At 71.5% G+C, this 25,558-nt stretch carries 25 protein-coding genes; 12 read left to right on the top strand and 13 right to left on the bottom strand.

Going from position 1 to position 25,558, the window contains the following annotated elements:
- Positions 1-819 carry an enoyl-CoA hydratase/isomerase family protein gene (locus ABD327_RS28950; RefSeq protein ID WP_344454929.1) on the top strand — a complete coding sequence of 273 codons (819 nt, stop codon included), beginning with the start codon at positions 1-3 and terminating at the stop codon, positions 817-819.
- Positions 820-879: 60 nt separating this feature from the next.
- On the opposite strand, the gene ABD327_RS28945 is transcribed toward ABD327_RS28950, so the two are convergent.
- From ABD327_RS28945 to ABD327_RS28930, 4 genes are read right to left on the bottom strand one after another with little or no spacing between them, the layout of a single operon-like run.
- A complete protein-coding gene (locus ABD327_RS28945; protein WP_344454927.1) occupies positions 880-1,674 on the bottom strand; it encodes an enoyl-CoA hydratase/isomerase family protein in 795 nt (264 codons plus the stop codon).
- On the bottom strand, positions 1,671-3,203 hold the full coding sequence (locus ABD327_RS28940; RefSeq protein ID WP_344454925.1) for a class I adenylate-forming enzyme family protein: 1,533 nt from the start codon (positions 3,201-3,203) through the stop codon (positions 1,671-1,673). Before ABD327_RS28940 ends, ABD327_RS28945 begins: the two co-directional genes overlap by 4 nt.
- A gap of 12 nt (positions 3,204-3,215) precedes the next feature.
- Positions 3,216-4,445 (bottom strand): acyl-CoA dehydrogenase family protein, encoded by a 1,230-nt coding sequence (locus tag ABD327_RS28935; protein WP_344454923.1) that lies wholly within the window; start codon positions 4,443-4,445, stop codon positions 3,216-3,218.
- Positions 4,445-5,695, bottom strand: coding sequence for a hypothetical protein (locus tag ABD327_RS28930; protein ID WP_344454921.1), 1,251 nt, complete (start codon positions 5,693-5,695; stop codon positions 4,445-4,447). The genes ABD327_RS28935 and ABD327_RS28930 overlap by 1 nt, the downstream gene beginning before the upstream one ends.
- A 127-nt stretch (positions 5,696-5,822) precedes the next feature.
- Here ABD327_RS28930 and ABD327_RS28925 point away from each other — a divergent pair, with 127 nt between their 5' ends.
- The 3 genes from ABD327_RS28925 (at position 5,823) to ABD327_RS28915 (ending at position 9,077) form a co-directional block, all read left to right on the top strand.
- Positions 5,823-6,521 carry an enoyl-CoA hydratase/isomerase family protein gene (locus ABD327_RS28925; protein ID WP_344454919.1) on the top strand — a complete coding sequence of 233 codons (699 nt, stop codon included), beginning with the start codon at positions 5,823-5,825 and terminating at the stop codon, positions 6,519-6,521.
- Positions 6,522-6,588: 67 nt separating this feature from the next.
- On the top strand, positions 6,589-7,881 hold the full coding sequence (locus tag ABD327_RS28920; protein WP_344454917.1) for an acyl-CoA dehydrogenase family protein: 1,293 nt from the start codon (positions 6,589-6,591) through the stop codon (positions 7,879-7,881).
- Positions 7,882-7,922: 41 nt separating this feature from the next.
- Positions 7,923-9,077 (top strand): acyl-CoA dehydrogenase family protein, encoded by a 1,155-nt coding sequence (locus ABD327_RS28915; protein ID WP_344454915.1) that lies wholly within the window; start codon positions 7,923-7,925, stop codon positions 9,075-9,077.
- Positions 9,078-9,102: 25 nt separating this feature from the next.
- Here the strand turns inward: ABD327_RS28915 and sigJ are convergent, their stop codons facing one another.
- Complete coding sequence (gene sigJ / locus ABD327_RS28910; protein WP_344454913.1) at positions 9,103-10,002, bottom strand: RNA polymerase sigma factor SigJ; 900 nt, start codon at positions 10,000-10,002, stop codon at positions 9,103-9,105.
- Positions 10,003-10,101: 99 nt separating this feature from the next.
- On the opposite strand from sigJ, the gene ABD327_RS28905 reads away from it, so the two are divergent.
- The gene (locus tag ABD327_RS28905; RefSeq protein ID WP_344454911.1) at positions 10,102-10,464 is read left to right on the top strand and encodes a hypothetical protein; all 363 of its coding nucleotides are present in this window, start codon (positions 10,102-10,104) and stop codon (positions 10,462-10,464) included.
- Positions 10,465-10,505: 41 nt separating this feature from the next.
- On the opposite strand, the gene ABD327_RS37525 is transcribed toward ABD327_RS28905, so the two are convergent.
- The 7 genes from ABD327_RS37525 to ABD327_RS28875 all read right to left on the bottom strand — a co-directional run bounded on the left by ABD327_RS37525 (position 10,506) and on the right by ABD327_RS28875 (position 17,184).
- Complete coding sequence (locus ABD327_RS37525; protein WP_425547253.1) at positions 10,506-10,730, bottom strand: CocE/NonD family hydrolase C-terminal non-catalytic domain-containing protein; 225 nt, start codon at positions 10,728-10,730, stop codon at positions 10,506-10,508.
- A complete protein-coding gene (locus ABD327_RS28900) occupies positions 10,730-12,094 on the bottom strand; it encodes a CocE/NonD family hydrolase (RefSeq protein ID WP_344454908.1) in 1,365 nt (454 codons plus the stop codon). Before ABD327_RS28900 ends, ABD327_RS37525 begins: the two co-directional genes overlap by 1 nt.
- Positions 12,091-12,477, bottom strand: a complete 387-nt coding sequence (locus ABD327_RS28895; protein ID WP_344454906.1) for a hypothetical protein — start codon at positions 12,475-12,477, stop codon at positions 12,091-12,093. Before ABD327_RS28895 ends, ABD327_RS28900 begins: the two co-directional genes overlap by 4 nt.
- Before the next feature lie 122 nt (positions 12,478-12,599).
- On the bottom strand, positions 12,600-14,153 hold the full coding sequence (locus tag ABD327_RS28890) for an IS200/IS605 family accessory protein TnpB-related protein (RefSeq protein WP_344454904.1): 1,554 nt from the start codon (positions 14,151-14,153) through the stop codon (positions 12,600-12,602).
- 527 nt (positions 14,154-14,680) lie between these two features.
- Positions 14,681-15,274, bottom strand: a complete 594-nt coding sequence (locus ABD327_RS28885; protein WP_344454902.1) for an NUDIX hydrolase — start codon at positions 15,272-15,274, stop codon at positions 14,681-14,683.
- Between the two features lie 121 nt (positions 15,275-15,395).
- Positions 15,396-16,217 (bottom strand): class I SAM-dependent methyltransferase, encoded by an 822-nt coding sequence (locus ABD327_RS28880; RefSeq protein ID WP_344454900.1) that lies wholly within the window; start codon positions 16,215-16,217, stop codon positions 15,396-15,398.
- A 220-nt stretch (positions 16,218-16,437) separates the two neighbouring features.
- Positions 16,438-17,184: an SDR family oxidoreductase gene (locus tag ABD327_RS28875; RefSeq protein WP_344454898.1), complete on the bottom strand. Its 747-nt coding sequence runs from the start codon at positions 17,182-17,184 to the stop codon at positions 16,438-16,440.
- 152 nt (positions 17,185-17,336) lie between these two features.
- On the opposite strand from ABD327_RS28875, the gene ABD327_RS28870 reads away from it, so the two are divergent.
- From ABD327_RS28870 to ABD327_RS28840, 7 genes are read left to right on the top strand one after another with little or no spacing between them, the layout of a single operon-like run.
- Complete coding sequence (locus tag ABD327_RS28870; RefSeq protein WP_344454896.1) at positions 17,337-18,806, top strand: aldehyde dehydrogenase; 1,470 nt, start codon at positions 17,337-17,339, stop codon at positions 18,804-18,806.
- An 11-nt stretch (positions 18,807-18,817) separates the two neighbouring features.
- Positions 18,818-19,636 carry an SDR family oxidoreductase gene (locus ABD327_RS28865; protein WP_344454894.1) on the top strand — a complete coding sequence of 273 codons (819 nt, stop codon included), beginning with the start codon at positions 18,818-18,820 and terminating at the stop codon, positions 19,634-19,636.
- Entirely contained in the window at positions 19,636-20,820 is a 1,185-nt protein-coding gene (locus tag ABD327_RS28860) for a cytochrome P450 (protein WP_344454892.1), read from the top strand. Before ABD327_RS28865 ends, ABD327_RS28860 begins: the two co-directional genes overlap by 1 nt.
- An 8-nt stretch (positions 20,821-20,828) precedes the next feature.
- Positions 20,829-22,034, top strand: a complete 1,206-nt coding sequence (locus tag ABD327_RS28855; RefSeq protein WP_344454890.1) for a cytochrome P450 — start codon at positions 20,829-20,831, stop codon at positions 22,032-22,034.
- Between the two features lie 14 nt (positions 22,035-22,048).
- Entirely contained in the window at positions 22,049-23,134 is a 1,086-nt protein-coding gene (locus tag ABD327_RS28850; protein ID WP_344454888.1) for a TIGR03857 family LLM class F420-dependent oxidoreductase, read from the top strand.
- On the top strand, positions 23,131-24,174 hold the full coding sequence (locus tag ABD327_RS28845; protein ID WP_344454886.1) for a phosphotransferase family protein: 1,044 nt from the start codon (positions 23,131-23,133) through the stop codon (positions 24,172-24,174). Before ABD327_RS28850 ends, ABD327_RS28845 begins: the two co-directional genes overlap by 4 nt.
- A 10-nt stretch (positions 24,175-24,184) precedes the next feature.
- Complete coding sequence (locus tag ABD327_RS28840; protein ID WP_344454884.1) at positions 24,185-25,006, top strand: enoyl-CoA hydratase/isomerase family protein; 822 nt, start codon at positions 24,185-24,187, stop codon at positions 25,004-25,006.
- Between the two features lie 53 nt (positions 25,007-25,059).
- Here the strand turns inward: ABD327_RS28840 and ABD327_RS28835 are convergent, their stop codons facing one another.
- On the bottom strand, positions 25,060-25,557 hold the full coding sequence (locus ABD327_RS28835; RefSeq protein ID WP_344454882.1) for a nitroreductase family deazaflavin-dependent oxidoreductase: 498 nt from the start codon (positions 25,555-25,557) through the stop codon (positions 25,060-25,062).
- Position 25,558 lies beyond the last annotated feature (1 nt).

Here is a 25,558-nt window from a genome sequence, read left to right as displayed (position 1 = left end):
ATGACCCGCTACGCATCGGTGCCCGGCCTGGACGTCGAGACCGACGACGCCGGGGTGCTCCGGCTCGTCCTCGACTCCCCCGGACGGCGCAACGCGCTCGACGACACGTCCATGGAAGGGCTGATCCGGACACTCGAAGCGGCCTCCACCGACGACGGGTTGCGGGCGGTGCTGCTGACGGGGGCGGGCGACGACTTCTGCAGCGGGTTCGACATCGTCGGGCGCAACAGGCGCGGCGAGGAGGCGTCCAAGCCCCGGACGGGGAGCATCCAGCGGCGGATGCCCGTGCAGGCGAACCGGCTGATCCCGCTGCTGCTGGAACTCCAGCTTCCGGTGGTCTGCGCGGTGCGCGGCTGGGCCGTGGGGATCGGGGCGCAGCTCGCGCTGGCCTCGGACTTCACGGTCGCCGCCGAGGACGCCGTCTTCTGGTATCCGTTCCTGCGGCGCGGCTTCACCCCCGACTCCGGGAGCACCTGGTTGCTGCCCCGGGTCGTGGGCGTGGCCAAGGCGAGGGAGCTGCTCATGCTCGACCGGAAGTTCAACGGGGTCGAGGCCGCCGAATGGGGCATCGCCCATCGTGCGGTTCCTTCCGGGGAGGTCGCCGGGACCGCCGAGGAATTGGCCGCACGGCTCGCGGCGGGGCCGACCGCGGCCCTCGGACTCACCAAGAGCCTGCTGGCCTCGGCTCCCGACCACGATCTGCGGCGGCACCTCGGTGAGGAGGCGTACGCGATGGAGCTGAGCTCTCGGAGCCCCGACTTCCGCGAGGGCATGAAGGCCTTCGCGGAACGCCGGGCACCGCAGTTCAAGGGGCTTTGACCTTTCTGACCCGTAGGACGGGAACTTCCCGGGTGGTCGCCGCGCACGAGTGGTCTCGGCTCAGTCGGTCTTCCAGCGGGGTTCGCGCTTCTCGGCGAAGGCGGCGGGGCCCTCGGCCTGGTCGGGGTGGCCCCACAGACCGGTCAGCTCCGCCGCGCCCGCCCGGCACGCGTCGGTGAGGCCGTGCTCCAGCGCGCCCCACAGGGCGCGCTTGGTCGCCGCCAGCGCGGCGGGCGAGTTGCGGGCGATCTTCTCGGCCAGCTCCTGCGCCGCGTCGTGCAGCCGCTCCGGCGGGTCGATGACCTCGCTGACCAGGCCGAGCTCCTGCGCCCGCGCCGCGCCCATCCGCTCGTACCGGCCGACGAGCGCCATCCGGAAGACGGCCTCGGCGGGCATCTTGCGCATGAGTGCGATGGTCTCGATCGCGCTGACCTGGCCGACGGAGACGTGCGGGTCGGTGAAGGCGGCGTCCGAGGCGGCCAGGACGATGTCGGCGTCGGCCACGAAGTGCAGGCCGCCGCCGGCGCACACCCCGTTCACCGCGGCGATGACCGGCTTGTCGATGCCGAGCTGCCAGCTGGTGAAGCCCATGTCCCAGGCCTCCACCGACTTGCGGTAGCGCTCCATGCCGATGCCGTCGGTGGCCAGCTCCAGCACGTCCGCGCCGGTCTGGAAGGACTTGCCGTTGGCGGCGTTGACGATCACCCGGACCTCCGGGTCCCGCGCCAGCTCCGTCCAGGCCAGGCGGAGTTCGTCGCGCATCGCGTTGTTCATCGCGTTGCGGACCTCGGGGCGGTTGAACACCAGCCAGCCGACACGGCCCCGGCGGGTGACCTCCAGGGTCTGGTAGCTCATCGACTCTCCATTTCGTCAGCGGACCGGGATCCGTCGAAGCTCGCGACGAGTTCGCGTCGGAGCACCTTGCCTATCTCCGTGCGGGGGAAGTCGGCCACGAAGCGCACCGCCACCGGCACCTTGTAACCCGTGAGGCCCTCGCGGAGGAAGGCGAGCAAAGCCGCCTCGTCCGGCCGCTCCTCCCCCGCGGCGACCCGCACCCAGGCCACGGGCACCTCGCCCAGGCGGGCGTCCGGCACCCCGGCGACGCAGGCGTCGGCGACCGCCGAGTGGCGGCGCAGCGCGGCCTCCACCTCCTGCGGGACGATCTTGAGGCCGCCCCGGTTGACCATGTCCGAGACCCGGCCCTCGATCCACAGGAACCCCTCGGCGTCCAGGCGGCCCAGGTCGCCGGTGCGCAGGAAGCCGTCGGCGACCCGGTCGGCGGGAAGGTCCGCCTTGTTGGCGAACGGCGACCTGATCCAGATCTCGCCGGCCTCGTCCGGCGGGAGCTCGCGGCGCTCGGAGTCGAGGATGCGGATCTCGACGCCCGGATGGGCGCGGCCGACCGCGCCCAGCTTGCTCTCGCCGAACTCGCGGGTGTCCGAGGCGGTCCAGCCGACGACCTCGCCGCCCAGCTCGGTCTGGCCGTAGGAGTTCAGCACGCCGACGCCGAACCGGTCCCGGAAGCGCCGCGCCTGGTCGGGGACGAGGGGCGCGGTCACGGAGCGGACGAACCGCAGCCTTCCCAGATCCGTGACCCTGGGGTCCTCCAGCAGCATCGTCATCATCGCGGGCGCCAGGATCGTGGACCTGAGCTCGAAACGCCGCACCAGATCGGCGTAGTCGACCGGGTCGAAGCGGTCCAGGAGCACCACGGGCGCGCCGAGGCGGAAGGAGAACAACGCGTTCCAGGAACCCGCCCACAGCGCCTGCGAGGTGGGGATGAGGTTGGGCATCGGCGGCCGGCCGCCGCCCTTCGCCTTGCCGCCGCGCAGCTTGGCGATGACGGTGTCGATGCCGTCGCGGACGCCCTTATGGCTCAGCACGACGGGCTTGGAGTCCCCGGTGGTGCCGGACGTCCGCATGATCAGCGCCTCGTCCTCGCCGAACCGGTGCTCGGGCGGCTCGGCGGGCGGGCGGAGGGCCGTCCAGCGGCCGGGCGCCTCCTCCGCCAGCACGCCGATGCCCTCCGGCACCCTCCCGGCCTGCTCCGGACCGACGACGACCAGCGCGGGCCGCTGGGCGAGGAGCTGTGCGCGCACCTCGGTGTCGGTGAGCCTGGCGTTGACCGGGACGTAGACTCCCCCGGCCAGCCAGGTCGCGAACATCGCGGTGATCGCACGCACCCCGTCGTCCACCAGGCAGGCGACGGGCAGCCCGGCCACCGGCCCGAGACGTCCGGCCAGCCTCTCCGCCGCCTCGATGAGCTCGCCGCGGGTGAGTGAGCCGTCCTTCCAGTACAGGACGGGGATGTCCGCGGGATCGTCGTGGTCCAGGAGGAAGGCCGCGAGGCCTCCGTCTTCGGGGCCGTGCCTCGGTCCGTTCACATCAGGCCCCTTTCAAGGCGCGGCCTGCGCGGTGAGCAGCCCGGCGAGCCGTTCGGTGTGCTCCTCGGGGCGGCCGAGGAGTTCCCGGCCGGTCCAGGCCCGTTTGAAGTAGAGGTGGGCGTCGTGCTCCCAGGTGAAGCCGATGCCGCCGTGGAGCTGGATGTTCTCGGCGGCGACGGCGACGTACGCCTCCGAGCAGTAGATCCGCGCCACCGACGCCACCACGGCCAGGCCGGGCAGGCCGGGCAGCCGGACCGCGGCGTCGGGGTCGAGTGCGACCGCGGCGGCCTGTGCCGCGGCCTCGGCGGCGCTTCGTGCTGACTCGACCTGGATGAGCAGGCTCGCCACCTTCTGCTTGAAGGCCTGGAAGCTGCCGATGGGGCGGCCGAACTGCACGCGGGTCTTGCCGTACTCGACGGCCATCTCCAGGCAGACGGCCGCGCCGCCCGCCTGTTCGGCGGCGAGCATGGCGCGGGCGATGTCGAGGGCTTTCTCCACCGCTTCGGTCGCGTCGCCCTCACCCAGCCGGGTCGCTGGAGCGTCCCGGAAGGAGAGCTTGGCCTGCCTGCGAGTCTGGTCGAGCGTCGTCAGAGGGGTCACGGTGACGCCCGGAGCGTCCGCGGCCACGGCGTAGACGGCCGTTCCCTCTTCGGTACGGGCGGGCACCAGGATCACGTCGGCCGCCGCGCCGTCCACTACGAAACCGACGGAACCTGACAGGACGGGGGCACCGTCCCGAAGCCCGACCTCCACCGCACAGTCCGCACCTGGCCGACTGCCCGAAGCGTCGGCCCCCGCCGGAGCGGACGGTCCGTCCTGTGACCTGACGCCCGGTGTACCGCCTTCGACCAGCGAACGGCCGGAAGTGTCGGTCGTGGCGACCGTGACGATGAGGGAGCCGTCGCACAGGCCGGGCAGGTAGCGCTTGTGCGCCTCGGCGTCTCCGAGGGCGAGCAGCAGCGGAATCGCCAGTCCGGCGGTGGCCAGCAGCGGAGCGCACAGCAGTGTGCGTCCGGCTTCCTCGAAGACCGCGCCGAGCTCGACGGCGGAGAATCCGCCGCCGCCGTGCTCCTCGGGCACCATGAAACCGGACAGGCCCAGCTCATTGCAGAGCCGACGCCAGGTCGCGCGGTCCCAGCCGTCCTCGCTCGTCATCCGGGCGCGGACCTCCGAGGAGGGCGACAGGCCGGTGAGCGCCTCGCGGACGGACTCGCGCAGCAGCCTCAGCTCGTTCTCGTCCATCAGCGGTCCCGGGCGAAACGGTCGATGGTCGCGTCGAACGCGTCCTCCAGGGTGGTGGCGGAGCCCGGCGGGTCGGGCAGGCGGACGGGGCCGTGCTCGCGGCTGGGCAGCAGCACGGTGGCCGACGCCGGGGAGGTGACCTCGCCGCGCTGGTTGCGGGTGCGCAGCTCCAGGTCGACGGCGGGGCGGTCGCCCTCGGCGAGGTACTTGCGGACGATCTCGCCTTCGACCCACTGGACGTCGCCGACGTAGTTGAACTTGCGGAACTCCACGCGGAGCCGCCACAGCCAGGCGTCGTCGCCCATCCAGTCGGTGCAGGCGTGGATCAGCCAGGTCTCGCGCATCCGGCCGTAGTCGAACGTGGTGGGGTTGCCGGACTTGCGGGCGAAAGCCGGGTCCCAGTGGACGCGCTGCATCGCGTCGGGGACGCCCAGCTCGTCGCGGTGGTAGAAGCGCGGAACCCTCTTCCGGTTGCGGTACGCCAGCCGCAGGGGGGCGACGTTGTACATGCCCATGCCCATGCCGACGTGCCAGCAGACCATGTCGGTGACGGTCAGCGGGCCCTTGACCAGGGGGCTGATCTTCTGGCCCTCCTCGACGTCCTCCCACCAGCGCGGTTCGGCGCCACGGGGCTTCTCCGCCTCGTACTGGGCGTCGAGTTCGGCGATGCGCTCCTCGGTCCAGGGCTCGATGGCGACGTCGTCGTACTTCTTGCGCTCCCGGGCCTTCTCCCGTTCGGTGCGGTACATCATGCGGTACTGGGCGCCGAGGAGGGTTCCGTCGTCGGTCCGGAAGGCCTGCGACGTCCACTCCTGGATGCCGCGTCCGCCGAACTCGCTGGGCTTGTCGACGACTCCTACGAGCGCGGTGCGCCGGAAGACGCGGTGGCCGGGGGTCAGCGGGGCCCACCATTCGCGCTCGCTGGCGGCGTAGAAGGCGTGCACGCCGCGCAGCGGGTCGCCCTTGAGCTCGTCCTGGCGGGCGAGTTCCGCCTCGGTGAGGGAGTCCTCGCCGATGAGGCTGTCGCCGCCGACGAGGGAGGGCGGGGCGATGGAGCCCTTCCAGCGGGTGCCGGCCGCGTAGTCCGGGTCCGACCACAGCGGGTTGTCGTCGCCGTAGGCCCAGGCGATGTGCCGGAAGGCGTCCTCGCCGGGCCGCCGGTAGTGCGGCGGGGCCGGGTAGGGATGCGGGACGCCGATGCGGGAGCGCAGCCGCGCCACCCCTTCGTCGGTGATCTTCCCAGTCGTCAAGCTCTGTCTCCTCGCCTCCGCCGGTGTCACCGCGACTCCGGCTCACGGGCCCGGACATTCCCATGATATGGATATCAAATATAAACTATGCGTGGAACAGTGCGGGAGAGTGGGAGGCCGGTCGAACATGAGCGAGACCCTTCTGGTCGAGCGGCACGGGCCCGTCGGCTGGCTGATCTTCAACCGCCCCCGGGTCGGCAACGCCATGGACGCCGCGATGATGGCCGCCCTCCCCGAGGCCTGGCGCGAGCTGGACGCCGACCCGGACGTCCGCGCGATCGTCGTCACCGGCGAGGGCCGGGCCTTCCAGACCGGCCTGGACGTCGTCCAGCTCAACCGCGACCCGGCCGCGCTCCGCGAGATGTCACGCCGCACCAAACGCGCCGCGCTCCAGCTGACCGCCTGGCACCTGGGCGTCGCCAAGCCCGTGGTCACCGCCGTCAACGGCGTCTGCGCCGGCGGCGGCCTCCACTTCGTCGTCGACTCCGACATCGTCATCGCCTCGGAGCAGGCGTCCTTCCTCGACCCCCATGTCTCGGTCGGCCAGGTCAGCGCCTTCGAGACCATCGGCCTGGCCCGCCGCGCGGCCTTCGGTCCCGTCGCACGCATGGCCCTGATGGGCGCGCACGAACGCGTCACCGCCGCCGACGCCCGCCGCCTGGGCTGGGTCAGCGAGGTCGTCGCCCCCGACGAACTGCGCCCCGCCGCCCAGCGGCTGGCCGAGCAGATCGCGAAGAACGACCCGGAAGCGCTGGCCGCCACCAAGCGCGCCCTCTGGCGTGCCCTGGAGCTCGGCTTGACCGAGGCCAGAGGAGCCCGACCGTGAGCGCCTTCCGCCACCGGGCTTGCCGACGTCCTCGGGAAGCCGGGCCGAGCGACGTGAGAGGAACCGAATGAACCAGACCCCGTCCCTGGCCGAGTGCCGTGACGAGGAGGCCGTGCGGGCCGCCGTCAGGGAGTGGATCGAACGCGAAGTGCCGCGAACCTGGCGGGAGGCGGGTGAACGGGGCGGGCCCAGCGTGGTGCGCACCGTGCGGACGCCGGACGAGTACCGCGCGTGGTACCCGGCGTTCGCCCGCAGCGGGCTGGTCGTCCCGCAGTGGCCGGTGGAGTACGGCGGGCTGGGCTGGTCGCGGAAGTTCGCGCAGACCGCCGAGCGGATGCTGGCGCCCTACCACCTGCCGAGGCTGAACCCGCTGGGGCTGAACCTGACGGCGGCGGCCCTGTTCGCGTACGGCACGCACGAGCAGCGGCTGCGCTTCCTGCCGAAGATCGTCTCCAACGAGGAGGTCTGGTGCCAGCTGTTCAGTGAGCCGGGCGCGGGCAGCGACCTGGCCTCGCTGTCGACCAAGGCGGAGCGGGACGGCGACGGCTGGCGCGTCACCGGGCAGAAGGTCTGGACGACCTGGGCGCACCTGGCCGACTTCGGGGTGCTGCTGGCCCGCACCGACCCGGACGTCCCCAAGCGCAAGGGCATCACCTACTTCCTCATCGACATGCGCCAGCCCGGCGTGGACGTCCGGCCGCTTCCCCACATCAGCGGTGAGATCGACTTCAACGAGGTCTTCCTCGACGGTGCCTTCGTTCCGGACTCCCAGCGGATCGGGGAGGTCGACGACGGCTGGCGGGTGGCGCGGGCGACGCTCAGCGGCGAACGCCAGATGGTCTCGGGTTCCGGTTCCGGCGGAGTCGACCGGATCGGCGGCTCCGGCAGCCGCCGCCTGATCGGACTCGCCCGCGAGCGCGCCGAACAGGGGCTCCCCCACGGCTGGGACGACGCCGGGACCCGCGGCGAGCTCGTCCGGCTCTGGTGCGAGGAGCAGATCCGCGGCTGGACGAACATGCGGGTCCGCGCCGGTCTCAAGGCGGGCCTGCCGCCCGGCCCGGAGAGCTCCGTCGGCAAGGTCCACGGCTCGGAGCTCAACCAGCGCATGCAGGCCGCCGCCGCGCGGATGCTCGGGCTGGGCGCCACCGCCTGGGAGGGCCCCGCCGGTGCGGGAGATCTCGCCGCCTACGCGGAGGGCATGCCGCCGGAGGTGCGGGGCATGCTGCGCAGCAGGGCCAACACCATCGAGGGCGGCACCAGCGAGGTCAACAAGAACATCCTCGCCGAGCGGGTGCTGGGGCTGCCCAAGGAGCCCGACCAGTGGGAGGGCGAGCCCTGGCGCGAGGTCCCCCGCGGCTGAGCGCCGTCACACATTCCGCATCGGAGAAGAGCGAGGAACACATGGACGACAGCGACGTCAAAGAGATCACCGACGCGGTCCGCGCCCTGGTGCGGGAGCGGGTGGTCCCCCGCGAGGCCGAGATAGACGAGACCGACGAGATGCCCGCCGAACTGCGGGAGGCCGCCGCCCGGATGGGCCTGTACGGCTTCGCCGTCCCGGAGGAGTACGGCGGCCTCGGCCTGTCCATGGCCCAGGAGGCCCGGCTCGTCATGGAACTCGGCTACACCACGCCGTCGTTCCGCTCCCTGTTCGGCACCAACAACGGCATCGCCGGGCACGTCCTCATGGAGGGCGGCACCGAGGAGCAGAAGAAGGCGCACCTGCCCCGCCTGGCGTCCGGCGAGTGGACGGCGTCCTTCGCCCTCACCGAGGACGAGGCCGGCTCGGACCCTGCCGGCCTGAAGACCACCGCCCGCCAGGTCGACGGCGGCTACGTCCTGTCGGGGAGCAAGCGCTACATCACCAACGCCCCCGTCGCCGACGTCTTCATGGTCTTCGCCCGGCACGGGGAGAAGGAGAAGGCGTCCCGCGACATCTCGGTCTTCCTCGTCCCCGCCGACTCCCCCGGCCTGACCGTCGGACCCAAAGACAAGAAGATGGGCCAGCACGGCGCCTGGACGGCCGAGGTGTACCTGGAAGACGTCCACGTCCCCGAGGACGCGCTGATCGGCGGCCCGCGAGGCCGCGGCGAGGGCTACATCACGGCGATGCGCTGCCTGGCGCACGGACGCCTGCACATCGCCGCCCTGTGCGTCGGAGCGTCCCAGCGGCTGGTGGACGAGACCGTCTCCTACGCGCTGGAACGCAAGCAGTCCGGCCGCCCCATCGCCGAATTCCAGCTCATCCAGGGTCTGATCGCCGACTCCCAGACCGACCTGTACGCCGCCCGCTCCCTCGTCATGGAGGCCTCACGCGCCTTCGACGACGGCTCCGACACCCGCATGGGCCCCTCCTGCGCCAAGTACTTCGCCAGCGAGGCCGTCGGCCGCATCGCCGACCGCGCCGTCCAGGTCCACGGCGGCGCCGGCTACATGCGCGGCGTCGCGGTCGAACGCTTCTACCGCGACGTCCGCCTGTTCCGCATCTACGAGGGCACCAGCCAGGTCCAGCAGGTCGTCATCGCCAAGCAGTCCCTGGCCGCCGCACGGAATTGAGGCTCCGGTCCCGCCTGGGATCCTCCTAGCCGTTCCGCGCCCACGGCCGCAGCTTCTCCGGATTGCGGACCACCCAGATCCGGGTGACGCGACCGTCGGCGACGTCGAACGAGGCCACTGTCTCGACGGCGCCGGCGCTCTGGGCCACCAGGCCCGGCACACCGTTGACCGACCGCTCCAGGAGTTCGAGCCCCGGGACCTTGTCGGCGATGGCGACCATGTACCGGGCGATGAGCGCACCGCCTTCGATCGGGCGCAGGACGGTACCGGCCATGCCGCCGCCGTCGGCGGTCATCACGGCGGCCGGGTCGAGGAGGTCGACGAGGGCCGCGATGTCCTTGGCCTCCCACGCCTCTTTGACCTGCCGCACCACGTCGGCCTGCCCGGCCCCCGCCGCCGGAGGCCGCGTGACGCGCACCCGCCGCCGGGCGGAGGCCGCGAGCTGCTTGCAGGCCGCGGGGGTCCGGCTGAGAATGTCGGCGATCTCGGCGAAGGGATACCGGAAGACGTCGTGCAGGACGAACGCCACCCGCTCGGCGGGTGTCATCGACTCCAGGACGACGAGGAAGGCCATGGTCACCGATTCGTCCAGGACCAGCTGGTCGGCGGGGTCGGCGCCATGGCCGCGGTCCCGCTCGGCGCGGTCGGGCAGCGGATCGGGCAACCACGCGCCGACATAGCGTTCGCGCCGGGCGCGCGCCGAGCCGAGCACGTCCAGGCAGATGCGGCCCGTCACCGTCGTCAGCCAGGCGCCGGGGGACACGATCTCTTCCCGCCGGCTCGGCGTCAGCGCGTACCAGCGCGCGTAGGCCTCCTGCACGGCATCCTCGGCCTCGGCCGGTGAACCGAGCAACCGGTAGGCGACATTGATCAACTGGTGCCGCTCACCGGTTATCCCTTCGGTGCTCGTCCCCGCCGTCCCCATGCTCCGACCGCCTCGTCGCCTTACCTTTCGCGGGCCCGCGTCGTCGGGCTGGTGAGACCATATCGATCTACCGCCTTCGGGCGGAAAGGGGACCGTGACATGGCGACCCAGGCGACGGCACAGCGCCGCTTCTCGTTTCTGCGGATCGCGATCGCCCTGCAGACCCTGACCATCTTCCTCCAGGCGGCCTCCGCCGGACTGCTGCTGACCGCGCCCTACGGGGAGACGCTGCACAGCGCCGGAGCCCGCGTGATGTACGGGGCGTCGATGCTGTACGTGCTCGCGGCGGTGCTGGCGTGGAAGCCGGGCGGCGGCTCGACCCGGCCCGTCTGGCACGCGTCCGGCTTCCTCGTCCTCGCCTCGGTCCAGGTCGCGCTCGGCATCGCGCACATCCCGTCGGTCCATCTCCCCCTGGGCGTCCTGATGTTCGGCCTGAGCGTGCTGGCGCTGGCACGGCGCTGAAGTCCGACACAGGGGGCATACCGGGATCGACTATGGCCTTCCTAGCGGATCGGGACTTCGATGAAGGCGGGGTCGGTCGGGGACGAGCTGAAGGTGATCGGGGCGTCGTCGGCGTTCTCTGAGCGGAAGAGGACGTCGTGGGTCGTGAGGGCGAGGCCGACGCGGTGGCCGGGGGCCAGGTCGTAGGCGGTGTCGGGGAGGGTCAGGTCGAGGGCGAAGGGCTTTCCGGGGGTCGCGTTCCGCCAGGAGAAGGGGGTTTCGCGGATCAGGAACGCCTTGTCGGGGTCCCAGCGTCGACGTCGAAGAGGTAGGCGTGGACGGTGCCCTTCTCGGCGGAAGGAGTGATCGTGACGTGCAGCTTCGCCCGGCCGCGGATCTTCGACCAGCGGAGGATAGGGTCGCCGCGCCAGATCATCGCGTGCTCCCGGCCGACGAGGCCGAGGGTGGAGCGGGGCGGTTCGCCGCCGAAGACCTCGCGCAGGTAGGAGACGAAGACGGCCTCGCGGGTGACCGCCCAGTTGTAGGCGTGGGTGATGGTCCGGGACCAGGGTTCCGGCGGGGTGTCGCCGACCGTGCCGGTGGGGAGCCCGCCGCCGAGGAAGAAGCGGCGGGCGGTGCCCGGCATGGACCGCCGGTCCCGGTAGGTCTCCTCCGGGCGCAGGCCGCCGCCGGTCCGGGGCTGGATCAGCACCGGGTCCTCGGTGGTGATGCTCCGGTCGGTGCCGGCCACGTGCGCGTCCAGCCAGCGGTGGACGTTCTTCCACAGCGGGTTGTCGATCCCGATCATGCCCTGGGCCGACTGGCTGATGTGGTCTCCGGGGCGCAACTCCAGCCGTTTGGGAGAGGGCAGCCGGTCGTAGAGGTCGATGATCTGGTCCGGCGCGTAGGCCAGGTCGTTGAGCTCCTGCCCGAGCATGACGGCCGGTCTGTTGCGCTGGAAGGCGTCGGCGTACTCGGAGGGCGAGCGGACCTTCGCGTACGCCCTGATGGAGTCCTCGTTCTCGAACGCCAGGAAGTCCTGGTAGAAGTCGGTCATCTCGGCGTCGGGGCGGCCGCTGGCCGTGGCGCTCTGGTACAGCGCGCGGATCGCGAACTCCGCCCTCGTCCGGTTCGGGTAGTAGGCCCGTTCCAGGTCGGCCCAGGAGCTCATCGAGACGACGGCCCGGATGCGGGGGTCGTGCGCGGCGGCCAGGAGGCTGATGCCTCCGGCATAGGACAGCCCGACGATGCCGATACGCCTCCCGTCGGCGGAGGTGTTCGCCAGCGCCCAGTCGATGAGGGTGGAGATGTCATGGACCGTCTTCGGGCCCGCGACGTCGATCTCGCCCCCGGACTCCTGGAAGCCGCGCATCGCCACGGAGATCGTTACATATCCCTTCTTCGCGGTCTTCCACGCGGGGATCTGGCTCTGGGCGGCCGACTGGTCCCACGCGCTCGGGAACAGCACGAACGGGTGCTCACCCGGGGACTGCGGCGCGTTGACGTGCGCGGCCAGTGTCACGCCGTCCCCCATCGGCACCTCGACGTCCGTCGTGACGACGGTCTCCGCCGCGGCACGTGCCGGGCCGAACGACGAGCACACCAGCACCGCGGCCGTCAGCGCCGCGGAGACGCGTTTCCACATGGTCATCTCTCCAGTGAGGCCGGGACCTCTTCGGGCGCGGCGGTGAAGGCGGGGACGGGGGCGCGTCCCGGCAGGGTGCGCCAGGCGATCACCGCGCCAGCGATCAGGAGGAGGCACGCGGCGCGCGGCCCGTCGGCGTAACCGGCGGTGAACGCCACGACCGGATCGGCGCCGTCCGCCCTGGCGGCGGCCTCGCGGGTGGACACGACGAGTCCTACGGCGCCGACGCCGAGGATGCCCGACGCCTCCCGGCCCAGGCTCAGCACGCCGACCACCCTGTTCGCGCCGTGCCGCTCCACGAGTGCCGGGGTCAGCGGCGCGACCGCGACGATCAGGATCGCCACCGGCAGGAAGGTCAGGCCGCACTGGAGCGGGGTAAACCCCAGCACGCTCTGCATCGTCGGCGAGGTGAAGAAGAAGACCCCGTTGACCGTTCCTTAACACTGTCCAGGAGTGACCCTGTGATCAGCGGCCTGTCCCGAACGGTGCTGGACAGGCTGGTCCCCTGCTTTCACGCACCCGGCGGATGCACCGATCGTGTCCGTACATCCGTGCGGGTGGGGCGGGTTCCCTCACGCTCCGGACCGCGGCGACAGGCCTGGACGGCCCGATGCCCCGCACCATCACTCCGGTGGTGCGGGGGCGGTGCCGTCCGACGCCGGGCACCGTGACCCAGGGCGCGTCTCCCGATCACCAGGCTCGCGGCCTCGTGCCGGGTGGTCTTGCGTTGGGGAGTGCTGGTCGGTTTCTGCCAGTGCTGGGCGCCCCACCGGCTGGTGTAGGCCGGATCCACCGCCACCAACGCCAGGTCGTGCTCGGCGGCCATCGAGGCCAGCCGGGTTTTGAGGCGGCTGGTAGGGATGCCGGAGATGAGCTGGCGGAAGCGTCGGTTGCGGCCGTGCTTCTCGCGGGTCTTGGCCTCAGCGAAGTCCAGATCCTCCACCGCGATCGCCTTCGCCCCGGTGCGGCAGGTCCAGTGCAGCAGCCGGGTGAGGGCGTGGCGCAGTTGCGCGTCCCGGTGCTCTGATGCGCCCGACAGGTCGTAGTCGAAGCGCTCCGGCCGGCCGATGGGGTTGCCGTGGACGTCCAGCCGCCAGGCCGCCAGATGGTCGGCGTTGGTGTCCACCGCCACCATCCCGGCCGCCCTCGCCGCCTCCAGGGGGAGAATCCGCACGGGCGGGCGCTGCCAGGCCGCGTCCACATACCAACGACCCCGGTCCGCATCCAGGTGCAGGCGGTAGGCCGTCGCCCGATCGGCCTCCACCCGATCCGCCCATTCCCGGCCCCGATGGGCGAAGGACACCTTGGAAGTCAGCACGTAGCGGCCGTGGGGGGCGTTGGCCAGTTCGGCCAGGGGTGAGGGGAGTTTGAGGGAGATCTGCCCGTCGGGAGTGATGCGGATGGTCTCGTTGCCGTATCGCTTGCCGCTCTCGCCGTCGGCGGACAGGAACCAGCGGGCCGCCTCCCACCGTTCTCGCCACTGCTTCTCGCTCAGACCGGCTTCCTTCAGGTGATGGCGGGTGTTCGCGAGCCTGCGGGTGCCGCGCGCCACCCGCACCCTCCCGGCGTCGCGGTCGGCCGCGACCTTCGTGCGGCGTTCCTTCAGCAAAGCCAGGCGGCGGGACTTGGCGAACCACTCGCTCCTGGAGCGGTAGCCGCCGGGGGCGCGTTTGCTTCCCTTCTCGCCCAGGGGCAGGGCCAGACGATGCTCGATCGTGCCGATGGCGGCATCCAGGGTGTTCAGGTGTGCGACCTGGGAGCGCCGCGACAACGCCCACTGGTCGTGGGTGGCCTTGGTGATCGTCCCCGCCCACCGGGACGACGACTCCCCGGTCAGGTTCCGTTTGCGCTCCGCCCACCGCTGCGCGGTGTGGGCCAGGCCGTCAGCGCAGCGGGCGGCCAGGTCCCGGCCCGCCAACGACCCCAGATGCGCACCCACCCGGCACAGCACCTCCTCATCTCGAGAGGTGAGGCCTTTGATGCGGGCGCGGATCGACACACCCTGGGCCTGGGCGACGACAAACGGCGCGGCGATCGACCGCAGCGGCCTTCCCGGCTCAGCCATGCCGGACCGGTCCGGGAGCCGGACGGCGACGGTTGCGGATCGTCGACACGCCGCCCCCTTCCCCACCTGCCCGAGGTCACCGGGTGTGACCGAAAGAAAACCTACTCGCGGTGTAATGAGCACGGACGGGAAACCCGAAAATCCCCCGGGCATCCGGAGGGACCGACGGCCGGCACCCGGCCGTCGAGACCGGCCGCGCAGGTTACGCCGCGAGGTCCAGGGGCAAGGCCACAGACGACCAGAGGAACCTCACGGACACTCCTGAACACTCAACCGGCAACAGCTCATACCCCCAGCTCCAGGAAGCCCTCTGCGGTGCCACCACCGCCTCGTTCGCCGACAGGCTGAAACGCCTGCGCATCCCGGCGACCACCCACCTCTACCACGACGGCGGCCACAACTGGAACGTCTGGGAGCCCGAACTCCACGCCGCCTGGCCCCTGATGATGAAGACCCTCGGCGTCCCCGCCCGCTGAGCCCACATGCCCGCCCCGGCGCCGCGAACGCCGCTACCGGTGCCGGACGGCTCAGGTCGGGGGCAGGTCCAGAGCCGAGGACAGTTTGGCCAGGAAGCGGGACAGGCCCAGCTCGAAGCCGTCGGCCCTCGGATGCGGGTCCGTGAGCGGGAACCACTGCGTGCGGGAGAACTCCGTCAGGTCCGGTACGAGCGGGCAGGTCTGGTCGGCGTCGAAGACGTACCACAGCGAGACGTCGGTGTGAGGGTGCGGCGGGCGGGTCTCGGCGACCGTCAGGAAGAACGGGGCCGGGCCGAGGCGGGGGTGGAACTCCAGGGAGAGTCCCAGTTCCTCGTCCAGTTCACGCGCGGCCGCGGCCCGCGGGTCCTCGCCGTCGTCCACGTGGCCGCCGGGCGGCAGCCACGTCCTGGCCTTGGCGTGGTCGACCAGCAGGACGGTGCCGGCCTTCTCGTCCAGCAGTGCCGTGTAGACGACTAGGTGCCTCGGCGGGGTGGCGGGTTTGGCGGTGCGGAACAGCGGAGCGCCCGAATCCACCCAGTCGAGGGTCCTCCACCGCCGGTCGGCGGCCTCCCGCGCGTCGAACGGCGCGACGGCCTCCACCAGGGCGCGGACGCGTCCGCGCGGGTCCTTGGGGGCTGAAGGCATCGTGGACGGCCTTCCTCGAACGTCGCCGGACCAGCACCCTACCGAGGCCGCATGTTCCTGCGCCGCTGAAAACGCCCGTACGACCACGGTCCCGACCGGCGACGGGGCGGGCATGCGGGGCTCAGAACTCGAAGCGGAACAGCCGCAGTTCGTCCCGTAGCGGGGGGATGAGGCCGAGCGCCTGGTACAGGTGACGGTGGAGGCGTGATGGGATCACGGCGTGCTGGGCGAGCAGCGCGATCTCCTCGACGCACCGGAGGCGCGGGATCCACCGTTCGACCTCCCGGGCGTCGCGGGTCGCCCACTGCATGGTGAACTCCCCGTAGATGCGGGGGAGCCTGTTCGAGACCCACACGACCCAGGGGGCGGCCCCGTCGAACAGCAGGGATCCGGTGGTGAAGCGGTCCGTCAGGCGTTCCAGCAGGCGGCGGACCTCCGGTTCCGGCAGGTACATCAGCAGGCCCTCCGCGATGGCGAGCACCGGCCGGTCCCAGGGGATCTCCTCCCACCACTGCGACTCGGTCACCGACGCGCCGATCGTCCGGTGGCCCTCCCGGTCGGGGAAGAGCTCCCGGCGCAGCGCGGCGACCTCCGGGAGGTCGACGTCGAACCAGGGGACCCCCGCGGGGACGTTCAGCCGGGACGCCCGGCTGTCCAGTCCGCAGCCGAGCTGCACCACGACGGCGTCGTGGTGGCGGGCGAGGAAAGCCTTGGCCCACAGGTCGAACTGCCTGGCCCGCAGGACCACCAGGTAGCGGTCGCCGGCCGTCAGCCGCATCTTCAGCGAGCCGAGGCCGAGGTCGTCGCCGATCCGGCGCACCGCCTCCGAAGCGGCGTGGTCCCGCAGGATCGAGTCCTTCGAGCGGCTCTCCAACGCCCGCAGGTACAGCGTCACCAGCGCCGTCCGCTCCACTCCCGAGAGCTCCGCGCCCCACCCGCCCATCCGTCCCCCGCCCCCCGGTCGAATCCGAACATGTCAGATCCTTCCCCGATCGCGGGGACTCAGCCCGCGCCTCTCCCGGGAGCAGGCGAATGAGACTCCAGTCTCTACTCGGGTCTTCCCGGCAAAGGAGACGATGGGTACAGTCCGAGGGATGAGAAAGAGCCCGTACCCAAGGAGCGGATGCGCTCCCCGGTACGGGCTCCCGCCGTGCGGGTCCGGCTCACAGCCGGACGATGTGCCCTCCGTCGACGGCGAGGATCTGGGCCGTCACCCAGGACGCCTCGTCCGACAGCAGGAAGTGCAGCGCGCCGACGTGGTCCTGCGGGGTGCCGATCCGCCTGATCATCAGCTCCTGCACCAGGGAGTCGGCCCCCTCCCCCACCACGGAGCGGGTGGCGGCGGTGTCGGTCGGGCCGGGCGCGATGGCGTTGACGCGGATCTTCATCCAGCCGAGTTCGGCGGCGAGGCTGACGGTCAGGCTGTTGAGCCCGGCCTTGGCGATGGAGTAGTAGCCGCCGGCCATCCACGCGGCGGTGGAGGACTGGTTGACGACCACTCCCCCGCCGCGCTTGCGCATGCTGCGGTACACCGCGCGGGTGCAGTGCAGCGCGCCGTGCATGTTCACGGCCATGAACTTCTCGTAGTAGCCGAGGTCCACCTTCAGCAGGGACTCGATCTGCATGCCCCCGTAGATGGCGGCGTTGTTGACGAGGAAGTCGACGCCGCCGTAGGCCTCCTCCGTCGCGGCGGCCATGGCCAGCGCGCTCTCGGGGTCGGAGACGTCCACCTTGACGGCCAGCGCGGCGCCGCCCGCGGCCTCGATCTCCTTGGCGACCCGGACGGCCTGCTCCTCGTTGAGGTCGGCGACGACGACCCTGGCTCCCTCTTCTGCGAGGGACTTGGCGTAGGTCTCGCCGATGCCCTGGCCCGCGCCGGTGACGATGGCGACCTTGTCCGCGAAGCGCATCTGCGCCCTCCTCGTGGGGGATCTCGGCGGGCGCGGCCGCAGGGGCAGTGGCCGGGCACCCGATCTGGCGATAATATACATCATCAAGTTTTTAAAATCAGATTCACGCGGCCCGGGCCCTCCCGACCGCGCACCACCCCCTCGGAGGCTCCATGACATCGGGCAGCGGACGTGAGCAGCTCCTCCTGATCGACGGCGAACTCGTCCCGGCCTCGGACGGGGGGACCTTCCCCAACGTCGACCCCGCCACCGAGGAGGTGATCGGCCACACCGCCGACGCCACGGCCGCCGACATGGACCGGGCGATCGGCGCGGCCCGCCGCGCGTTCGACGAGACGTCCTGGTCGACCGACCACGCCTTCCGGGTGCGCTGCATCCGGCAGCTCCAGGAGGCCCTGACGAAGAACGCAGCCGAGCTGCGCGCCGCGATCGTGGCCGAGGTCGGCTGCCCGGTCGCCCTCACCGACGGCGCCCAGTTCGCCACCCCCGTCGGGGGCCTGGGCTGGATCGCCGACCTCGCCGAGAACTACGAGTGGGAGACCGACCTGGGCGTCGCCTCCCCCTACGGCATCCGGTCCCGGCGCATCCAGCGCCGCGAACCGGTCGGCGTCGTCGGGGCGATCACCCCGTGGAACTTCCCCGTCCAGATCATCCTGGCGAAGATCGGCCCGGCGCTGGCGGCAGGCTGCACCGTCGTGCTCAAGCCCGCGCCCGACACCCCCTGGAACGCCACCATCCTGGGCCGCATCGCCGCCGAGGAGACCGACCTGCCCCCCGGCGTGCTCAACATCGTCGCCGGGTCCAGCCATGAGCTCGGGCAGCGGTTGTCGGAGGACCCCCGGGTCGACATGGTCTCCTTCACCGGCTCCACGGACACCGGCCGCAAGGTCATGCGCGCGGGCGCGGAGAACATCAAGAAGGTCTTCCTGGAGCTGGGCGGCAAGTCCGCCCTGCTGGCGCTGGACGACGCGAACATGAACGCCGTCGTCGGCAATGCCGCCTTCCAGATCACCACGCACGCCGGGCAGGGCTGCGCCATCCTCACCCGGCTGGTGCTGCCGCGCAGCCGCTACGACGAGGGCGTCGAGAAGCTGGTGAAGACGCTGACCGGCTGGCCCTACGGCGACCCGACCGACCCCGGCGTGCTCATGGGCCCGCTCATCAACGCACGCCAGCGCGACCGGGTGCTCGCCTACATAGACAAGGGCGTGGCCGAGGGCGCGCGGGTGGCGCTCGGCGGCGGCAGGCCCGAGCACCTGACCCGCGGCTACTACGTCGAGCCGACCGTGCTGGCAGACGTGGCCCCCGACGCGACGGTGGCCCGGGAGGAGATCTTCGGCCCGGTCATCGCGGTCCTGGCCCACGACGGCGACGACCACGCCGTCGAGATCGCCAACGACTCTCCCTACGGGCTGTCCGGCATGGTCGTCAGCGCCTCGCAGGAGCGGGCGCGCGCCGTCGCCAACCGGGTCCGCACCGGCACCATCTCGGTCAACGGCGGCCTCTTCTACGGGGCCGACGCGCCGTTCGGCGGCTACAAGCAGAGCGGCGTCGGCAGGGAGAGCGGCCTCGCGGGCTTCGAGGAGTACCTGGAGATCAAGACCATCGCCGAAGCCTGCTGACGGGACGGAACGTGTCGCACCCTTCGAACACCGACCTCTCCTCCCTTTCCGGAGCCCGGATCCTGGTGGCCGGCGCGTCCGCGGGCATCGGCCGCGCGTTCTCCGTCGGCGCCGTCAAGGCGGGGGCCCGGGCCGTCCTGGCCGCGCGGCGGCTGGACCAGCTGGAGAAGCTGCGAGACGAGGCGGGCGGCGGCGAGCCCGTCGCCGCCGACCTCACCAGGGAAGAGGACTGCGCCCGCCTCGCCGAGACCGTCCGCGACCGGCTCGGCGGCCTCGACCTGCTCGTCTCCTGCATCGGGGCCGCCCCCATGCGGCTGATCGCCGACACCGATGACGACGACTGGCGGCGGATCTTCGAGACCAACGTGCTGAGCGTCGGCAGGCTCCTGCGCCGCCTCCTGCCGCTCCTGGAGCCGAGCGCCATGGTGATGGTGCTCTCCTCGGAGAGCGTGGGGCAGCCCCGTCCGGGGATCGGCGCCTACTCCACCAGCAAGGCGGCGCTGGAGCGCATGATCGAGGGCTGGCGGATCGAGCACCCGGGACTGCGCTTCACGACCGTGACCGTCGGCGCCACCGTCCCCACCGACTTCGGCAACGACTTCGAGCCCGGCCTGCTCGACCGGATGCTGAACGACTGGATCTCCCGCGGCCTCGCCCAGGAGAAGTTCATGAGCCCGCAGGACGTGGCGGACGTCCTGCTCGGAGTCGTCGCCGCCGGAGCAGGCAGGCCCGGGGTGTGCATGGAGAACCTCACCCTGCGCTCCCCGTCCCCGGTGGTCGACTCCTCCGGCCGGCCGCTCCTCCCCTTCCAGCCCAGCAAGGAGCACTGATGGTCGAGTACAACCCGTTCAACCGGGAGACGGTCCACAACCCCTTCCCGGTCTACCGGGCGCTCCGCGACGAGGCTCCCGTCTACCGCAACGAGGAGGTCGGCTTCTGGGCGCTCTCCCGCTACGAGGACGTCATCGCCGCCCACCTGGACACCGACGTGTTCTCCAGCGCGCACGGCGTCACCATCGAGGGCGTCGACCAGGGCGCGCCGTTCCTCATCGTCAAGGACCCGCCGGAGCACACCTTCCACCGCAAGATCGTGGCCCGGCTGTTCACCCCCCGCCGGATCGCCGAGCTCGAGCCGTTCATCCGCCGCACCGCCGCCGACCTCCTGGACAAGGTCGCGGGCGCCGACCGGTTCGACCTGGTGGAGGAGTTCTCCTTCCGCCTGCCCCTGGACGTCATCAGCGAGCTCATCGGCATCCCCGCCTCCGAGCGGGAGCGCATCCACCACCTCAGCGACCGGGTCGCCGTCCGCAACGAGGACATGAGCACCCCGCCGGACGTCTTCGAGGCCAGCGCCGAGCTGTGGGCGCTGCTGGCCGAACTGGTCAAGGACCGGCGGGCCAACCCCGGCGACGACGTCATCACGATGCTGATGAACACCCAGGTGGAGGACGAGGAGGGAAACCTGCGCTCCCTCGGCGACGGAGAGCTGGCCTCCCGGTTCCTGGAGCTGGCCTTCGCCGGACATGAGACCGTCGCCAAGCTCATCCCCAACGGCGTCATCGCGCTGGCGTGGTATCCCGACCAGCGCCGCGAGCTCGTCGCCGACCCCGGGCTGATCCCGAACGCGGTCGAGGAGATGCTGCGCTGGGACCCGCCGTCGCACTACCAGGGCCGGTGGACCACCCGGGAGGTGGAGGTCCGCGGCACCGTCATCCCGGCGGACCAGCGGGTGATCCTGCTGACCGGCTCGGCCGTGCACGACGAGCGCAAGTACCCCGATCCCGAGGCGTTCGACATCCACCGGGACATCGACCGGCACGTCAGCTTCGGTTTCGGCCGCCACCTGTGCCTGGGCGCCTCTCTGGCCCGGCTGGAGACCCGGGTGGCGTTCGAGGAGCTGCTCAAGCGCTTCCCCGACTTCACGGTCGACGGCGAAGGAGTGGAGCGGCACTACTCCAGCAACGTCCGCGGCCTGGCGAAACTGCCGCTGACGATCCAGCGCGACGGCTCCTGAGGAGGACCATGACCGAGCAGCCCGTCAACGACGGCATCAACCTGATCAGCGGGGAGTTCTGGGGCCGCGACCCGCACGACGAACTCCGCTGGATGCGGGAGAACGCCCCCGTCTACCGGGACCCGCACGGCGGGGTCTGGGGCGTCTCCAAGCACGCGGACCTGCGGCTGGTCTCCCGCACGCCCGACGTCTTCTCCAACGCCCAGGGCATCCGCGCGGACAACCCCGCCATGCCGATGATGATCGACATGGACGACCCCGAGCACAAGATGCGCCGCAAGCTGATCAGCAGCGGCTTCACCCCGCGCCGGGTCTCCGACCAGGAGGACTACCTCCGCCGGATCTGCGACGAGATCATCGACGAGGTGTGCGAGCGCGGGGAGTGCGACTTCGTCTCCGACATCGCCGCGCTGCTCCCCCTCATCGTCATCGGCGACGCGCTGGGCTTCCGCCCCGAGGACCGCGGGACGCTGCTGGAGTGGTCCGACGACATGCTCAAGGCGCTCACCGGAGGCGACAACCCCGAGCTGCTCGTCAAGGCCGCGGACGCCTTCGGCGGCTTCAACGAGTACGCGGGCCAGGCCATCGAGGAGCGGCGCAAATGCCCGATGGACGACCTGCTGAGCGTCCTCGTGCACGCCGAGGTCGACGGCGACCGCCTCGACCACGACTCCCTCCTCCAGGAGTCCCTGCTGATCCTCATCGGCGGCGACGAGACCACCCGGCACGTCATCTCCGGCGGCATGTACCAGCTGTGCGTCAACCCCGGCCAGCGGCGGCTGCTCCTCGACGACCCGGGTCTCATCCCCACGGCCGTCGAGGAGATGCTCCGCTGGGTCTCCCCCATCAAGAACATGAACCGCACCGCCACCCGGGACTTCGAGCTGCGCGGGCAGACGATCAGGGAGGGGGACAAGGTCCTGCTGCTCTACCCGTCGGCCAACCGCGACGAGGAGGTCTTCACCGACCCCGACCGGTTCGACGTCACGCGCACCCCCAACGACCACCTCGCCTTCGGCAACGGGCCGCACTTCTGCCTGGGCAACAGCCTCGCCCGGCTGGAACTGAAGGTCATGTTCGAGCGGCTGCTCGAGCGGCTGCCCGACATCGAGCCGGTCGACGACGTCGAGCCCGCGTGCCGTCCGGCGAACTTCGTGTCCGGCTACGAGACCTTCAAGGTCCGCTTCACCCCCTCCCCCAAGTCCGCGCGCTGAGCGAAGGAACGACGATGGACGACCTGTGGGAACTCGGCTTCTACGGCCTCGCCGGGCACTCCGACAATCCGAGGGACCTGCTGGCGGAGGTGCGCTCGGCAGAGCGGCTGGGCCTCGGGGCGGCGTTCCTGTCCGAGCGCTTCAACGTGAAGGAGGCCGCGACGCTGTCGGGGGCGGCGGGCGCGGCCACCGAGCGGCTCGGCATCGCCACCGCCGCGACCAACCACAACACTCGCCACCCGCTGCTGACGGCGACGTTCGCCACCACCATGCACCGGATGACCGGCGGCCGGTTCGCGCTGGGCCTCGGCCGGGGCTTCGACATGCTCTTCGACGTGATGGGGCTGCCCCGCGTCACCCAGGCCCAGCTCGAGGACGTCATCGGCATCCTGCGCACGTTGTGGCGGGGCGAGCCCGTCATCGGGCACGACGGCCCCGCCGGGAAGTTCCCCTACCTGATGCAGGACGCCTCGTTCGACGAGGACATTCCGGTCATGCTGACGGCCATGGGCGAACGCACCCTGGAGTTCGCGGGGAAGGTCGCCGACGGCGTCGTCCTGCACACCTTCTTCACCGACGAGACCCTCGCCCGTTCGGTCGAGGCGGTCCGGCGCGGCGCGGAGAAGGCCGGACGGGATCCCGCCTCGGTGCGGGTCTGGTCGGTGCTGGCCGTCGTCGGCGACCACATCGAACCCGAACTGCGGCTGCGCAAGCTGACCGGGCGGCTGGCCACCTACCTCCAGGGTTACGGCGACCTGCTCGTCCGGCTCAACCACTGGGACCCCGACGTCCTGGCCCGGTTCCGCGCCGACGACCTCGTCTCCGGCTTCCCCGGCGCCTTCGACGCGATCGGCACGACCGAGCAGCTGGAGCGGCTGAACGAGCTGCTCCCCGAGGAGTGGCTGGCCGCGTCCGCGACCGGCTCGCCCGAACGGTGCGCCGGGCGCGTGCTGGACCAGTTCAAGGCCGGGGCCGACGGCGTGATCCTGCACGGAGCCGCCCCCGACGAGCTGGAGCCGGTCCTGTCCGCCTACCGCGCGGTGCGTCCCGCCGACTTCGGCTCCCGCGCCGACCTCAACCCGGGGAGAGGCGCCAGATGACCTCCGACTCCGTGGTGGACGCGCCCGAACAGCTGACGGCGTCCTGGCTGAGCGAGGTCCTGGGCGGCGAGGTCTCCGGGGTGACGTGGCGGCGGATCGGCTCGGGGCAGATCGGCACCTGCTACCGGCTGGAGCTGACCGGGGCCCCGGACGTGCCGCGCAGCCTCGTCGCCAAGCTGCCCTCCGAGAACCCCGACCTCCGGGTCTTCCTCAGTTCCGCCTACCGCACCGAGGTGTCCTTCTACCGGGATCTCGTGCACACCGTGGCGGTGCGCACGCCCGTCTGCCACCACAAGGCGATCTCCGAGGACGGCGCCGCCTTCACCCTGCTCCTGGAGGACGCCTCCCCCGCCGCGCAGGGCGACCAGCTCACCGGCTGCTCACCCGCCCAGGCCGAGGCGGCCGTGGTCACCCTGGCCGGGCTGCACGGGCCGCGCTGGTGCGACCCGACGCTGCTGGACCTGCCCTGGCTCAGCGCCGTCAGCGAGGAGGACGCCGCGGGGCTGGGCGAGGCCTTCGAGGGCTCCGTCGAGACCTTCGTCGAACGGTTCGACGGCCGGCTCGACGAAGCGGACGCGCGCACCCTGCGCGAGGTCGCCGACCGGGCCTCGGCCTGGGCGCTGGCCCGCCCCGAGCGGTTCGGCCCCGTCCACGGCGACTACCGGCCCGACAACCTGCTCTTCCACCCCGACGGCGGGCCGGAGGTGATCGCCGTGGACTGGCAGACGCTCAGCCTCGGGCACCCCCTTCGCGACCTGTCCTTCTTCCTGGGCACGGGGCTGCGCTCGAGCGACCGGGCGGCCTGCGAGCGCGATCTCGTCGCGCGCTACCACGCGGCGCTGACCTCGTACGGCGTGGACGGCTACAGCCTGGAGGAGTGCTTCGACGACTACCGCTTCGCCGCCGTCCAGGGGCCGCTGATCACCGTTCTGGGCTGCGTCTACGGATCCCCGACCGAACGGGGCGACCTGATGTTCCTGGCCATGGCCCGCAGGTCCTGCGCCATGATCCGCGAGCTCGGCACCCTCGACCTGATCTGAGGAGACGGAATTGTCCCGCTACCAGACGTTGAAGTACGAGGAGTTCGGCCCGGTCGCCCGGGTCACCCTCCACCGGCCCGAGGTCCACAACGCCTTCGACATGCGGATGGTCAAGGAGGTGCACGCCTGCTGGCGGGAGCTGCGCGCCAACGACGACATCAGGGTGATCGTCCTGACCGGCTCCGGGGACAAGGCGTTCTGCACCGGCCTGGACCGCACCGCCGCCGCCGTCGGCGAGGACGACCGCACCCCCGAGCTCGGGCAGCAGGGCGGAACCCCGATGCACCAGAACGAGCCCGGCGACTGGCTGATGCCCAAGACCTCCGCCGACCTGTGGAAGCCGATCATCGGCGCGGTCAACGGCATGGCCTGCGGCGGCGCCTTCTACCTGCTGGGCGAGGTCGAGTTCATGATCGCCGCCGAGCACGCCACCTTCTTCGACCCCCACACCACCTACGGCATGGCCACGGTCTACGAGTCCATGATGATGGCCCAGCGCATGCCGCTGGGCGAGATCATGCGGGTCTCCCTCATGGGCTCCTACGAACGCATGAGCGCCCAGCGCGCCCATCAGATCGGCCTCGTCCAGGAGGTCGTGCCCGCGGAGGAGCTGCAGGAGAAGGCCATGGAGCTCGCCCAGACCATGGCCTCACAGCCCACGCTGGCCCTCCAGGGCACCGTCAGGTCCGTCTGGTACACCCGGGAGCTGGCCTACCGGCAGGCCCTCGCCGTGGCCGACACCCTGGTGCAGAGCTCCCTCAGCGAGGAGAGCCTGTCCGAGGGGCAGCGGGTCTTCAAATCGGGGAAACGGGTCGATTGGAACCTGCGCTGACCCCGCGGGGGAAAGGGGCCGCGCTCTGCCGCCGCCCCCTTCCCACCGCTCCTTCAGCTCGAGCCGCCGGGCGCCGGCTCGCAGATGACGACGGGGATCTCCCGCTCGGTGCGGGCCTGGTAGGAGTCGAAGTCGGCGTACATCGCCACCAGCTTCGGCCACAACTCGGCCCGCTCCTGCGGGGAGGCCGTGCGGGCGCGCATCTTTCGCTCCCGCTTGCCCACCTGGACGGTGACGTCGGGGTTCGCCTTGATGTTGAGGTACCACAGGGGGTTCTTCGGCAGGCCTCCCTGGGAGGCGACGAGGATGACGCGGTCGCCGTCGGGCAGGAAGAGCAGGGGCAGCGTGCGCGGCTGCCCGGTCCTACGGCCGGTGGTGGTGACGAGGCAGACGGGGACGCCGCGCGGGAAGGCGCTGCCGACCCGCCACTTGCCGCCGATCCTGCCGCCGGTGGCGCGGTAGACGAAGACGTTGGCCTGCGACATCACCCGCAGGATCCTGGGGACCATCGGGGAGTCGATGCCGCGTGGGGCGGACGCTTGTGAGCTCATG

The organism is Actinocorallia aurantiaca, assembly GCF_039533685.1.
In the GTDB taxonomy this organism is placed as follows: domain Bacteria; phylum Actinomycetota; class Actinomycetes; order Streptosporangiales; family Streptosporangiaceae; genus Actinocorallia; species Actinocorallia aurantiaca.
This window is presented reverse-complemented; position numbering and strand designations above follow the sequence as displayed.